General features: G+C 46.5%; 11 protein-coding genes and 1 other RNA gene. All 12 read left to right on the top strand.

Features of this window, described 5'->3' with window-relative positions; all coding sequences use genetic code 11:
- Window positions 1-9: 9 nt before the first annotated feature.
- The 12 genes from rsmI (at window position 10) to murC (ending at window position 13,904) form a co-directional block, all read left to right on the top strand.
- A complete protein-coding gene (rsmI, locus tag A3712_RS10715) occupies window positions 10-876 on the top strand; it encodes a 16S rRNA (cytidine(1402)-2'-O)-methyltransferase (protein ID WP_063523413.1) in 867 nt (288 codons plus the stop codon).
- A 237-nt stretch (window positions 877-1,113) separates the two neighbouring features.
- Window positions 1,114-1,553: RNase P RNA component class A (rnpB, locus tag A3712_RS10710), an RNA gene on the top strand.
- Window positions 1,554-1,781: 228 nt separating this feature from the next.
- Window positions 1,782-2,732 (top strand): 16S rRNA (cytosine(1402)-N(4))-methyltransferase RsmH, encoded by a 951-nt coding sequence (gene rsmH / locus A3712_RS10705; RefSeq protein ID WP_063523412.1) that lies wholly within the window; start codon window positions 1,782-1,784, stop codon window positions 2,730-2,732.
- A gap of 3 nt (window positions 2,733-2,735) precedes the next feature.
- On the top strand, window positions 2,736-3,053 hold the full coding sequence (gene ftsL, locus A3712_RS10700; protein WP_063523411.1) for a cell division protein FtsL: 318 nt from the start codon (window positions 2,736-2,738) through the stop codon (window positions 3,051-3,053).
- The gene (locus A3712_RS10695; protein WP_063523410.1) at window positions 3,050-4,807 is read left to right on the top strand and encodes a penicillin-binding transpeptidase domain-containing protein; all 1,758 of its coding nucleotides are present in this window, start codon (window positions 3,050-3,052) and stop codon (window positions 4,805-4,807) included. The genes ftsL and A3712_RS10695 overlap by 4 nt, the downstream gene beginning before the upstream one ends.
- Window positions 4,808-4,825: 18 nt before the next feature.
- Complete coding sequence (murE, locus tag A3712_RS10690) at window positions 4,826-6,310, top strand: UDP-N-acetylmuramoyl-L-alanyl-D-glutamate--2,6-diaminopimelate ligase (protein ID WP_063523409.1); 1,485 nt, start codon at window positions 4,826-4,828, stop codon at window positions 6,308-6,310.
- On the top strand, window positions 6,310-7,683 hold the full coding sequence (locus tag A3712_RS10685) for a UDP-N-acetylmuramoyl-tripeptide--D-alanyl-D-alanine ligase (protein ID WP_063523408.1): 1,374 nt from the start codon (window positions 6,310-6,312) through the stop codon (window positions 7,681-7,683). The genes murE and A3712_RS10685 overlap by 1 nt, the downstream gene beginning before the upstream one ends.
- On the top strand, window positions 7,680-8,762 hold the full coding sequence (gene mraY / locus A3712_RS10680) for a phospho-N-acetylmuramoyl-pentapeptide-transferase (RefSeq protein WP_063523407.1): 1,083 nt from the start codon (window positions 7,680-7,682) through the stop codon (window positions 8,760-8,762). The genes A3712_RS10685 and mraY overlap by 4 nt, the downstream gene beginning before the upstream one ends.
- Before the next feature lie 58 nt (window positions 8,763-8,820).
- Complete coding sequence (murD, locus tag A3712_RS10675) at window positions 8,821-10,137, top strand: UDP-N-acetylmuramoyl-L-alanine--D-glutamate ligase (RefSeq protein WP_063523406.1); 1,317 nt, start codon at window positions 8,821-8,823, stop codon at window positions 10,135-10,137.
- A gap of 22 nt (window positions 10,138-10,159) precedes the next feature.
- Entirely contained in the window at window positions 10,160-11,356 is a 1,197-nt protein-coding gene (gene ftsW / locus A3712_RS10670; protein ID WP_004740740.1) for a cell division protein FtsW, read from the top strand.
- A 12-nt stretch (window positions 11,357-11,368) separates the two neighbouring features.
- Complete coding sequence (murG, locus tag A3712_RS10665; RefSeq protein WP_063523405.1) at window positions 11,369-12,430, top strand: undecaprenyldiphospho-muramoylpentapeptide beta-N-acetylglucosaminyltransferase; 1,062 nt, start codon at window positions 11,369-11,371, stop codon at window positions 12,428-12,430.
- 13 nt (window positions 12,431-12,443) lie between these two features.
- A complete protein-coding gene (gene murC / locus A3712_RS10660; RefSeq protein WP_063523404.1) occupies window positions 12,444-13,904 on the top strand; it encodes a UDP-N-acetylmuramate--L-alanine ligase in 1,461 nt (486 codons plus the stop codon).
- Window positions 13,905-14,059 lie beyond the last annotated feature (155 nt).

Genomic DNA, 14,059 nt, shown 5'->3' with positions numbered 1-14,059 from the left:
GGTAAACAAATGACAGATAACAAAACCTTGCTCACAGAGAGCCCAACTCTCTACATTGTGCCAACCCCAATCGGAAATTTGGGAGATATCACTCAAAGAGCAATTGAAATCTTATCAAGTGTCGATGTTATTGCAGCCGAAGACACACGCCACACGGGTAAGCTGCTTGCTCACTTCAATATATCAACCAGAACGTTCGCTTTACATGATCATAATGAACAAACTAAAGCTCAAGTTCTAGTCGAAAAGCTATTAGAAGGTCAGTCTATCGCATTAGTCTCTGATGCGGGTACACCTTTAATCAGTGATCCAGGTTACCATCTTGTATCACAATGTCGTCAAGCGGGTGTGAGAGTTGTGCCACTTCCTGGTGCTTGTGCTGTGATTACCGCGTTAAGTGCGTCAGGTTTACCATCGGATCGTTTCAGCTTTGAAGGCTTTTTACCGCCTAAGAGTAAAGGTCGTAAAGATAAGTTCCTAGAGATCGCGAAAGCAGAGCGCACGTGCATCTTCTACGAATCACCGCACCGCATTTCTGACTCTTTGCAAGATATGCTTGAGATCTTAGGCCCTGACCGGGAGATTGTGTTGGCGCGTGAGTTAACTAAGACTTTCGAAACCATTCAAGGCCTGCCTCTCGGTGAGCTGATTGAGTGGATTGAGGAAGATTCGAACCGCAAGCGTGGCGAGATGGTGTTATTGATTCATGGTCATCGTGAAGAAGCGAGCACTGAATTACCAGATGAAGCGACTCGCACGCTGGGAATTTTGACCAAAGAACTGCCTCTTAAAAAAGCGGCGGCAATGACAGCAGAAATCTATAACCTGAAAAAGAACGCGCTGTACAAATGGGGCCTAGAGCATCTTGATAGCTAATGCTTCTATAGTGATCTAACGCTGATTACAGATAAAAGAGACCGTAATGAGCCTCTTTTATCTGTACCTCTCATCACTGCACTCTATCCCGCTCCTAGTTCTTAGCTCTTTTTCTATCTCGAATCCCGCCACCCGCATCCGCTCTTTAGGTCAATTCCCCACCAGTTAATCATTGGTTTGCACGATATTTGTGATCTCGCTAGACACTGCACACTAATCTCTATACAATCCGCCCTTGGAGTTGAACGGGTAATCGCTGCTTTGCTGATGTCCTTCGGGAGACTGACGTTGAGGTCCCTCGGGAAACTGACGTTGAAGTCCTTCGGGAGACTGGCAGAGGGGAGGAACGTCCGGGCTCCATAGAGCAGGGTGCCAGATAACGTCTGGGGGGCGCGAGCCCACGACAAGTGCAGCAGAGAGAAGACCGCCGATGGCCTCATTTCTTCGGAAGGGGCACAGGTAAGGCTGAAAGGGTGCGGTAAGAGCGCACCGTGCGACTGGTAACAGTTCGTAGCAAGGTAAACTCCACCCGGAGCAAGATCAAATAGGCCCTCACATTGCGTTGCTCGCGTATGGGGGCGGGTAGATTGCTTGAGCCTGTGAGCGATTGCAGGCCTAGACGAATGGTTACCGCCGCGCAAGCGGAACAGAACCCGGCGTATGTGTCAACTCCACCCATTTTAAGAACCCATCATTACCTAACGGTAGTGATGGGTTTTTTGCTTTATATTGACGTAAATTATTTAGATTTCCTTAAAATCCGTCACCTTGGTATGAGCTTGGGTCAAAAATTCCCAAAGCCTGTACACAATATGGTGGAGATACAGCGCGAAATCAGTACACTAAAACGTTAACAGAACAAATTATTGCCGAACTAATGGCTCAATCCACTCACTGAGAAGACTATGACAGAAGCATTCAAACATATTTCAGTATTGCTTAACGAATCTATTGACGGACTTGCGATCAAACCTGACGGTACCTACATCGATGGTACTTTTGGCCGTGGTGGTCACAGCCGTACAATCCTGTCTAAACTGGGCGAGAATGGACGACTATTTAGTATCGACCGCGATCCACAAGCGATTGCAGAAGCACAAAAAATTGATGACCCTCGCTTTACTATCATCCACGGTCCATTCTCAGGCATGGCTGAATACGCTGAGCGTTATGATTTAGTGGGTAAAGTTGACGGTGTTCTGCTGGATTTAGGTGTTTCTTCACCGCAACTTGATGATGCTGAACGTGGCTTCAGTTTCATGAAAGATGGTCCACTAGACATGCGTATGGACCCAACTTCGGGCATTCCTGTATCTCAGTGGTTACTAGAAGCTGATCTTGATGACATTACTTGGGTGATTCGTGAGTTTGGTGAAGACAAGCACGCTCGTCGTATCGCGAAAGGAATCATCGCTTATCAAGAAAACGAAGAGAATGAGCCGCTAACACGCACAGGTCAGTTGGCTAAGCTTATCTCTGATGTAGCACCAAAAAGCTTCAAAGAGAAAAAACACCCAGCAACACGTGCTTTCCAAGCATTCCGTATCTACATTAACAGTGAACTGGAAGAGATCGATACGGCACTAAAAGGCGCTGCAAGCATCCTTGCTCCAGAAGGTCGCCTGTCTGTTATCAGCTTCCACTCACTTGAAGACCGTATGGTGAAGCGCTTTATTCGTAAAGAGAGCCAAGGCCCACAAGTACCTCACGGCCTTCCTTTAACGGAAGAGCAGATCAAAGCACTAGGCAGCGCTGATCTTAAGTCGGTAGGCAAAGCGATCAAACCATCGAAAGGCGAAGTGGATGAGAACACTCGTTCACGTAGCTCAGTATTACGAATCGCAGAAAAGCTATAGTCAATGAAGACCTCCAAGCCGAACTTAGCCAAGATAATATTTTTTGATTTGATCTCGGTGGGTAAACTCCCATTGGTGTTGCTTTTCTGTATCTTCGCGAGCGCGATGGGGGTCGTTCTCACGACACATATGTCACGTCAGGCAATCACGCAAAAAGATATGGCATTGAGTGAGCGTGAACAGCTTGATAATGAATGGCGAAATTTAATGCTTGAAGAGACGGCTCTGGCTGAACACAGTCGCGTTCAAGCATCGGCAAAACGAGAGCTAGACATGAAACGTCCAGACTCCGACAAAGAAGTTGTGATCACACTGAAATGACCGGAAAAAAGGAAAAAGCACCCGCGAAAGCCGTTAAGAAACCAACGAAAGAGCGAGTGAAGAGCGAAAAAGACTCGGATCCAATTCTGATTAAATGGCGTTTCAACGTCGTTATTGCCTTTGTGTTGGTTGCCTTTTCTGTACTAGTCGGTCGTGTGGCTTACATCCAAGTCATTGAACCAGATAACTTAATTCGTCAGGGCGACCTTCGTTCTGTACGTGTTAAGGCTATTCCTTCTGCCCGCGGTATCATTTCAGACCGTAACGGCGAACCACTTGCTGTTAGTGTGCCTGTTGAAGCGGTATGGGCTGACCCGAAAACCATCTTCGATAAAAATGGCATGGCCCAAATTGATCGTTGGCATGCACTAGCTGATGTACTCGGCTTAGATCGACAATCGATGATCAACAAAATCTCCAGCGACAAGTCTCGTCGTTTCATCTATCTACAAAGACAAGTTAGCCCCGCGATGGCTAAATACATCCGCGACTTAAAGCTGGTGGGTATTGGTCTTAAAGCAGAATCTCGTCGTTATTACCCAGCCGGCGAAGTCAGCGCGCATCTTATTGGTGTGACCGGAATTGACGGACACGGTCTAGAAGGTGTCGAGCGCAGCTACGATAAGTGGCTAACGGGTGAAGCAGGTAAACGTACAATCCGTAAAGACCGTTACGGGCGAGTAGTTGAAAACATCGCCTTAGAAGAGCGTGAAGAGGGTAAACCTCTCAAATTAACTATCGATCAGCGTTTGCAAGCCATCGCTTATCGAGCGATTAAACAGGCGGTAGCCGATCACAAGGCGACATCTGGTTCCGCAATCTTGTTAGATGTAAAAACAGGTGCGGTTTTGGCCATGGTCAACGCGCCTTCTTACAACCCAAACAATCGTGCTGACTTACAAAGTTTTAAGATGCGTAACCGCGTGATCACTGACGCTTTTGAACCTGGTTCGACGGTTAAGCCTTTTGTTGTTCTAGCTGCTCTCGAAAATGGCACCGCGGATGCTGATACTGTGATTGATACCGGCAACGGCATCATGCAAATCGGCGGTAGCCGTGTACGTGATACTTCCAAAGTTGGTAAGGCAGACTTGGCGTTAATCCTTAAGAAGTCGAGTAACATCGGTGTGGCGAAATTAGCCCTGGATATGCCGCTTGAAGCGCTACTGGGTATGTACAGTTCTGTTGGTCTTGGTGAGATGTCTGGGCTAAACCTAGTGGGTGAGACTGCCGGTATTTTCCCTAACCGTCGACGCTGGTCTAAGTTTGAAATTGCTACCTTATCATTTGGTTATGGCCTAGCGATTACTCCGCTTCAATTGGCTCATGCTTATGCGACGTTAGCGAATCATGGTGTTTATGAACCTATCCATATCGTTGAAAGCAACGACCAAGATTTCTCAAAACAGATCATCAAGCGCGAAAATGCTGAGTTGGTTTTGAATATGTTAGAAGGCGTAACCCAAAAGGGCGGTACAGCGACAAGGGCTGCGGTGCCGGGTTACCGAGTAGCAGCAAAAACAGGTACATCTAGAAAAGCGATTTCTGGCGGTTATGGAGACGAGTATTTCGCCTATACCGCTGGTGTTGCTCCAGTCAGTGATCCAAGAGTCTCTTTGGTTGTGATGATCAATGAACCTCAAGGTGACCTCTACTATGGTGGCTCAGTTGCAGCACCGGTTTTTTCTGAAATCATGAAGGGCGCACTGCAAATACTGAATGTCCCTGCTGATGAAAACAAGTTTCAAGAATAGAGCTAATCAGGATTCAATATGAGTAATAGCCTCACGCTGTCATCTTTACTTTCTCCTTGGGGAGATTTTAGTGTTCCCGAGTTAGCGTCGATTGCGGTTGAGCAATTGGAGCTAGACAGTCGTGCCATCAAGGACAGTGATATTTTTGTTGCCATTGTAGGGCATGCCGTCGATGGTCGTCGTTTTATCGACAAAGCCGTCGCTCAAGGGGCAAAGGCGGTTATTGCACAAGCAAGCGATGATAAACCACACGGCTTGGTTAAATGGCTAAATGAAGTGCCGGTGGTTTATGTATCAGAGCTAAATGTGATTCTCTCTGAATTGGCGGGGCGTGTTTACTCTTCTCAAGCAACCAAGCTTATTGGCGTTACTGGCACCAATGGCAAAACCACCATTACTCAATTGATTGCTCAGTGGCTAGACCTAGTGGGTCAACGTTCTGCGGTAATGGGTACCACAGGTAACGGTTTTCTAGACAACCTTAAAACGGCGGCTAATACGACCGGTAGTGCGATTGAAATACAGCGCACACTGAGTGAGTTAGCTGAAGAAAACGCCATTTATACCGCGATGGAAATCTCTTCTCATGGTTTGGTTCAAGGCCGAGTCAAGGCGTTGGACTTTGAGGTTGGTGTATTTACCAACCTGAGCCGTGACCACTTGGATTACCACGGTACGATGGAAGAGTACGCACTGGCTAAGAAGAGCTTGTTTACTCAGCATAAGTGTAAGCACGCTGTGATTAATGTGGACGATGAAGTCGGTAAAGCTTGGATGGCAGATCTGTCCAATGCAGTAGCCGTATCATTGCTCCCATTATCGGGTTACCAGCAGTCAGTATGGGCATCGGATGTGGCTTATGCAGAGACAGGTATCAAACTCGCTTTTGATGGCAGTTGGGGACAGGGACAACTGTCTGTTCCTTTAATTGGCCAGTTCAACGCATCAAATGTATTGGTTGCTTTCGCGACATTACTTTCACTAGGCATCGACAAGCAAACTTTGATCGACACAGCACCTCAATTGCAACCAGTTATTGGTCGCATGGAATTGTTCCAAGTACCAAACAAAGCAAAAGTAGTGGTCGATTACGCGCATACACCAGACGCACTAGAGAAAGCACTGGCAGCACTGCGAGTTCACTGCTCTGGAAAGCTATGGGCAATCTTTGGCTGCGGTGGTGATCGAGATACTGGCAAGCGCCCAATGATGGCTGTGACCGCAGAGCGGTTTGCCGACAAAGTTATTATTTCAGATGACAACCCTCGCAGCGAAGATCCTGCATTGATTGTTAAAGACATGCTGGCAGGTTTAAGTGAGCCTGAAGCCACCTTTGTTGAGCACGATCGCTATCAGGCGGTTAAGTTTGCTTTAGAGCAGGCGGGTAATAACGACATTATTCTTCTGGCAGGTAAAGGCCATGAGGATTACCAAGTATTGAAAGACGAAACTATCCACTATTCGGATCGAGAGTCTGCACTACAACTTTTAGGTATTTCATAATGATTGATGTATCACTCGAGCAGATCTGCTCAGCGGTGAACGGCCAGCTGATGGAGGCTGGCAAATCGAGCAATAGTTTGATCAATGCGGTTTCTACCGATACTCGCACTGTTGAAGAAGGTGCGTTGTTTGTTGCTCTTGTTGGTGAACGTTTTGATGCGCATGATTTTTGCGGTCAGGCTGTTGAGGCTAATGCGAGTGCGTTATTAGTCGAACGAAAACTTGACCTAAATATTACTCAAGTAGTTGTTGAAGACACTAAACTTGCTTTAGGTCAGCTAAGTGCTTGGATTCATGAGCAATGTAACGTTCCAACTATGGCGATTACAGGAAGCTGCGGCAAGACAACTGTAAAAGAGATGGTTGCGAGCATTTTGCAGCAACGTGGCAAGGTGCTGTTTACAGCAGGCAACTTCAATAATGATATTGGGGTACCGTTAACTCTGCTACGCAGTGAGTCAAGTGATGATTACGCGGTGATCGAATTGGGTGCCAATCACATCGGTGAAATTGCATACACCACTCAGCTTGTTAAACCACAGGTTGCGTTGGTGAACAATGTCGCGGCGGCGCATCTAGAAGGTTTTGGTTCTATCGATGGTGTGAAGCAAGCGAAAGGCGAAATCTTTCAGGGGCTTGCTGCTGGTGATACTGCTATTGTTAACCTAGAGAGCAATGGCGGTGATTTCTGGAAAGATGTGCTTGTAGATAAAAGCGTGCTGACTTTTTCTGAGAGTGATTACACGGCAGATTATTTTGCGACGAATATTCGCATCAATGAGCAGGGTGATGCTTGCTTTGATATGCAGACTCCGCAAGGTGCCATCGATGTCGAACTTGGCATTATTGGTCAGCACAATGTGGCAAACGCATTAGCGGCAGCAGCACTGAGCATTCAATTCGGTGCCACGCTTGAAGAAATTAAAAGCGGTTTAGCGAATCTTATCTCTGTGAAAGGCCGAGTTGAGGTTCAACAATTAAGTCAGAATATCAAGCTGATAGATGACAGTTACAATGCCAGCGTACCGGCAATGAAGGCTGCAGCGAAATTACTGTCGAGCTTCAAAGGTCAGCGCTGGTTGATTTTAGGCAATATGGCTGAATTAGGTGATGAAAGCCTTGCACTTCACCGTCAAGTCGGTGAATATGCTGCCCCATTCGCTTTTGAGCATGTACTCACTTACGGTGATGATACCAAGGTGATTAGTGAAGTGTGTAACGGCACTCACTTTGTAACGCATGAAGCGATGATCGCGCACATAGAGCAGCACTTGAGCTTGCCAGAAAATACGCCACATACCTTGTTGGTAAAAGGCGCCAATAGTGCAGGAATGAGTAAAATAGCCGCTGCTTTAAAGGAGAACTTTTCATGATAATTTGGCTTGCAGAGCTACTACAGCCACACTTTTCTTTTTTCCGTTTGTTCGAATACTTATCGTTTCGTGCAATCGCGAGTATTTTGACGGCTTTATGCCTGTCGCTGTGGCTGGGACCTCGTTTAATTGAGCGTCTGCAAATGCTGCAAATTGGCCAAGTTGTTCGTAATGACGGCCCTGAGTCTCACTTCAGTAAGCGTGGTACACCAACCATGGGTGGTGTAATGATCCTTGCTGCGATCATTATTACAGTCTTGCTTTGGGCTGACTTATCAAACCCTTACGTTTGGGCTGTGCTTGTCGTGCTAGGCGGTTATGGTGCTATTGGTTTTGTTGATGATTATCGTAAAGTCGTTCGTAAGAACACTGATGGTCTGATTGCACGTTGGAAGTATTTTTGGCAGTCGGCGATTGCTTTGGTCGTGGCGTTTGCTCTGTACGCTCACGGACAAGACACTGCAGCAACACAATTAGTGGTGCCTTTCTTTAAAGATGTGATGCCACAACTTGGTTTACTGTACGTTGCTCTAACTTACTTTGTTATTGTGGGTACAAGTAACGCGGTAAACCTAACTGATGGCCTAGATGGCTTGGCGATTATGCCAACGGTTATGGTTGCAGCGGGTTTTGCTGTTATCGCTTGGGCGACAGGTAACGTTAACTTCGCAGCCTACCTACACATTCCATACATCCCATTTACCTCTGAACTGGTTGTGGTATGTACTGCTATCGTTGGTGCTGGCCTTGGTTTCCTATGGTTCAACACTTACCCAGCACAAGTATTCATGGGGGATGTTGGCTCTCTAGCACTGGGTGGTGCGTTAGGTGTGATTGCGGTACTTGTTCGTCAAGAGTTGGTATTAGTGATCATGGGTGGTGTATTTGTTATGGAGACCTTATCAGTAATCCTGCAAGTAGGCTCTTACAAATTACGTGGCCAACGTATTTTCCGTATGGCACCGATTCACCACCACTATGAGCTTAAAGGCTGGCCAGAACCACGAGTTATCGTGCGCTTTTGGATCATCTCAATGGTATTGGTACTGATTGGCTTAGCGACACTGAAAGTTCGTTAATCCTATGTGAGCCTCCGTTATAGGGGCTCTTTAAAACTATTAAGAGCATCTTGTTTAAATGGAACGTTGGCAAAATATTCAAAATGTAGTGGTTGTGGGGCTCGGTATTACCGGGCTCTCTGTCGTTAAACATCTCGTAAAATATAAACCTCATACGCATGTGAAGGTCATTGATACGCGAGAGCTGCCACCAGGAAGGGAATCTTTGCCTGAATCGGTAGAGCTGCATTCTGGAAGTTGGAATAGCCAATGGCTAGCTGAGGCTGATTTGGTAGTTGCTAACCCAGGAATTGCTTTAGCGACGCCGGAAATTCAAGATGTGCTTCAAGCTGGAACGCCTGTCGTTGGTGACATTGAGCTGTTTGGCTGGGCAGTCGATAAGCCTGTTGTAGCGATTACTGGTTCAAACGGTAAGAGTACCGTGACGGATTTGACTGGTGTGCTTGCTAAAGCTGCTGGGCTTAACGTTGGTGTTGGCGGCAATATTGGCATTCCTGCCCTAGACCTCCTAGAACTTGATGCCGATTTATATGTTCTTGAACTTTCAAGTTTTCAGCTAGAGACGACATCGAATTTAAAACTGGCCGCTGCGGCATTCTTAAACCTGTCTGAAGATCATATGGATCGCTATCAAGGCATGGCTGATTATCGTGAGGCCAAGTTAAGAATCTTTAATAACGCGCAGTGTGCGATTGTAAATCGTGAAGACAAAGAGACTTATCCTGACCAAACAATGCCATTGGTCACTTTTGGTCTAGATAACCAAGAATTTGGTGTATCAACGATTGATGGTAGTGAATGGCTAGTTGATAACGGTAAACCTGTCCTTACTAATCAAGATTTAACATTAGTTGGACGTCACAATGTGGCGAATGCGTTAGTCTCACTTGCACTATTGAAGCAAGTTGGTATCGACTACAACAAAAGTCTTGAGGCTTTAAAGGCCTATAACGGTTTGACGCATCGTTGCCAAGTGGTGGCTGACAAGCGTGAAATCAAATGGGTTAATGACTCCAAAGCAACCAACGTAGCCAGCACATTGGCGGCTCTGTCGGGTTTGGAGTATCAAGGTACGTTATATCTTCTGGTTGGCGGCGTGGGTAAAGGCGCTGATTTTAGTGAGCTGGGACCAGTATTAGCGCAACTAGAGCGTGTTCAGTTGTGTTGTTTCGGTGAAGATGCGGATCAATTCATGCCGCTACACCCATCAGCACAAAAGTTCGATACCATGCAGCAGATAATCGAATCCATCTCACCACAGCTGGTGGCTGGAGATATGGTGATGCTGTCTCCGGCGTGCGCAAGCTTCGATCAATTTAATAATTTCATGGCAAGGGGTGATGTGTTCACTGAACTTGCTCATGAGTATGCTTAACGTGTTGAAGGACTAACATTCAGTGCAAAGAGTCAAAGAGATTAATCAATCCATCTGGCAGTGGTTAAACCGTGCTACTCCAGAGGCGCTTTACGATCGTCAATTGGTGTGGATTGCTCTTGGGCTAATGCTGACAGGTTTGGTGATGGTGACGTCTGCTTCGTTCCCCATCAGTGCTCGTTTAACCGATCAGCCGTTTCACTTTATGTTCCGCCACGCGATCTTCCTGTTGCTCGCTCTGGGCGTCTCCAGTGTGATATTGCAAATTCCGATGAAGCGCTGGTTTCAATACAGCATGTACCTGCTGGGTTTATCCTTCTTCCTGTTGGTAGTGGTACTAGCCGTCGGTAAGTCAGTTAACGGTGCATCTCGTTGGATTCCTCTTGGGCTATTTAACTTACAGCCTGCCGAGGTCGCTAAGCTTTCCTTGTTTATCTTCATGGCGGGCTACTTGGTTCGTAAGCAAGACGAAGTGAGAAAAACCTTCTTTGGTGGTTTTGCAAAACCTATCATGGTGTTTGGTGCTTTTGCCGTCTTGCTACTTGGTCAACCCGACTTAGGTACCGTAGTTGTAATGTTGGTGACACTGTTTGGTATGCTGTTCATTGCTGGTGCCAAGTTGTCACAGTTTATTGCTTTGATGGTCGCTGGTATTGCTGCCGTCGTTGGTTTGATCGTAATTGAACCTTACCGTGTTCGACGTGTGACTTCATTCTGGGAACCATGGAATGATCCATTTGGTAGCGGCTACCAGTTAACTCAATCATTGATGGCGTTCGGCCGTGGTGATTGGATGGGGCAAGGGCTTGGTAACTCGATTCAAAAACTCGAATACCTACCAGAAGCGCATACCGACTTTGTATTCGCGGTCTTAGCTGAAGAGCTTGGCTTTGTCGGTGTTACCTTGGTATTAATGTTGATTTTCAGCTTGGTGTTAAAAGCCATTCTGATTGGCAAAAAAGCTTTTGAACACGATCAGGTGTTCAGTGGTTATCTGGCTTTTGGTATTGGTATTTGGTTTGCGTTTCAGACGCTTGTTAACGTAGGTGCTGCATCTGGCATCGTTCCAACTAAAGGTCTAACCCTACCGCTAATCAGTTATGGTGGCTCGAGTTTAATTATTATGTCGGTAGCGGTATCAATGCTGCTGCGCATTGACCATGAATGTCGAATGCAGCAAAAAGAACAAGCTGATAATCCAAACGAATTAGTAGAATAAGAATCTAACGCGATGAAACAAAACAAAAAACTTTTAGTGATGGCTGGTGGCACCGGCGGTCACGTTTTCCCTGGGCTAGCGGTGGCTAAAAAGCTTCAGCAGCAAGGTTGGGAAATTCGCTGGTTAGGCACAGCAGACAGAATGGAAGCGGATTTAGTGCCAAAGCATGGTATTGAGATCGACTTCATTAAAGTGAAAGGCTTGCGTGGTCAAGGCATTAGCAAGCTAATTAAAGCCCCATTCCAAATTATTAATGCCATACTTCAAGCAAAGCAGCATATCAAAGCGTGGCAGCCTGACGTGGTACTTGGTATGGGGGGGTATGTGAGTGGCCCGGGTGGTATTGCGGCATGGTTATCAGGCATTCCAGTGGTTTTGCATGAACAAAATGCAGTGGCGGGTCTAACCAACCAGTGGCTATCTAAGATTGCGAAAAAGGTTTTCCAAGCCTTCCCTGGTGCATTTCCTACTGCAGAGGTAGTGGGGAACCCAGTTCGTGAGGATGTGGTTGCTTTAGCGGAGCCTGAGCAGCGCATGGCTGAGCGTGATGGCGATATCCGCATTTTAGTGATGGGTGGCAGCCAAGGGGCTAAAATCCTCAACGATACTTTACCTGTTGCGATGGCACAGCTTGGAGAAGGCTTCACTGTGATGCACCAAGCGGGTAAGAACAATCAACAGCAAGTGATTGAACAATACAAATCACATTCTGTAGATAATGTTCAAGTGACTGAATTTATAGATGATGTGGCGCAAGCTTATGAGTGGGCCGATCTACTAGTGTGTCGCTCCGGCGCGTTAACGGTATCAGAAGTGTCTGCAGCCGGTGTCGGTTCTATTTTTGTTCCGTTCATGCATAAAGACAGACAGCAAGCACTAAATGCCGACCATTTAGTTGAATGTGGTGCGGCGTTAATGATTGAGCAGCCACAGCTGACGGCTGAAAAGTTAGCGAATACCATCGCTGAGCTTGATAGAAATGAATTAAAAATGATGGCAACGAAAGCACGTAAAGCAGCCAAGCTTGATGCTGACGTTACCGTCGCTGAAGCGATTAAAGCTTTAGCAAAATAATGAGACTGAATTGATGACGATTGAACATACCCAAGACTTAGCGCAAATCCGTGCAATGGTGCCAGAGATGCGCCGTGTTAAATCTATCCACTTCATTGGTATTGGTGGTGCTGGAATGAGCGGGATTGCTGAAGTCTTGCTAAATGAAGGCTACCAGATCACTGGTTCTGATATTGCTCAAAACCCAGTGACAGAGCGTTTAGTTAGCAAGGGTGCGACTGTTTTCATTGGTCACCAAGCATGTAACGTTGCTGATGCAAGTGTGGTGGTGGTATCCACCGCTATCAACGAAGAGAACCCAGAAATTATTGCCGCTCGTGAAGCGCGCACGCCTATCGTTCGTCGTGCAGAAATGCTGGCTGAGCTGATGCGTTTTCGTCACGGTATTGCGGTAGCAGGTACGCACGGTAAGACAACGACCACCGCTTTGGTTACACAGATTTACTCTGAAGCAGGTTTAGATCCAACTTTTGTAAACGGCGGTTTAGTGAAAAGTGCTGGTACCAACGCTCGCTTAGGTTCGAGCCGTATCTTGATCGCTGAAGCTGATGAGAGTGATGCATCATTCTTACACCTGCAACCTATGGTGAGTATCGTAACCAATATCGAAGCCGATCACATGGATACCTATGGCGGTGACTTCGAAACGCTAAAGCAGACGTTTATCGACTTCTTACACAACCTACCATTCTACGGTCAGGCTGTGATGTGTGTGGATGACCCTGTTGTTCGTGAGCTTATCCCTCAAGTTAGCCGCCAAGTGATTACTTACGGTTTCTCAGAGGATGCGGATATCCGTATCGAGAACTACGTACAAGAGGGCCAGCAAGGCAAGTTCACTGTGGTTCGTGAAGGTAAAGCGAATCTTGATATTACGCTGAACATCCCAGGTCGTCACAACGCACTGAATGCATCGGCGGCGATTGCAGTGGCAACGGAAGATGACATCAGCGATGAAGCGATCCTAAAAGCGATGGCAGGTACCGAAGGTACTGGGCGTCGTTTTGATCACCTAGGTGAGTACGAGACGAGTAATGGTGTCGCAATGCTGGTTGATGATTATGGTCATCACCCAACCGAAGTTGACGTAACGATTCAGGCTGCTCGAAGTGGTTGGGCTGATAAGCGTCTTGTGATGATTTTTCAACCACATCGTTATAGCCGAACACGTGATTTATATGATGATTTTGCGAACGTTCTTGAGCAGGTTGATGTCCTAATCTTGCTGGATGTTTATTCTGCTGGTGAGAAACCTATTGCAGGGGCCGACGGACGCTCGTTAAGTCGAACTATTCGTGGGCGTGGTAAGGTTGACCCAATTTTTGTCGCTGATATTAATACCCTGCCATCGGTTTTAGCGAATGTAATTCAAGGCGGCGACCTTGTACTGACGCAGGGTGCCGGTGATGTTGGTCGTGTTGCTAAGCAGCTAGAATCATTACAGTTAGACATTAATAAAATGCAGAACGCGTAGCAGGATACTGTCTACATACTGTGGTCAATCGCTCACTTCTTGCGATTGACCTAAAATTGACCAAAAATCTTATTATCAACGTTTGATAGTTTGATTTTGCTCAGTATAATTCATAGGTTAAAGTAAGTGCTTTTACCTCTATTACGAAGATAGGG

It is taken from the genome of Vibrio sp. HI00D65, assembly GCF_001635455.1.
GTDB lineage: Bacteria > Pseudomonadota > Gammaproteobacteria > Enterobacterales > Vibrionaceae > Vibrio.
The sequence above is the reverse complement of the archived record's forward strand: the minus strand, read 5'-3'. Positions and strand labels throughout refer to the sequence as shown.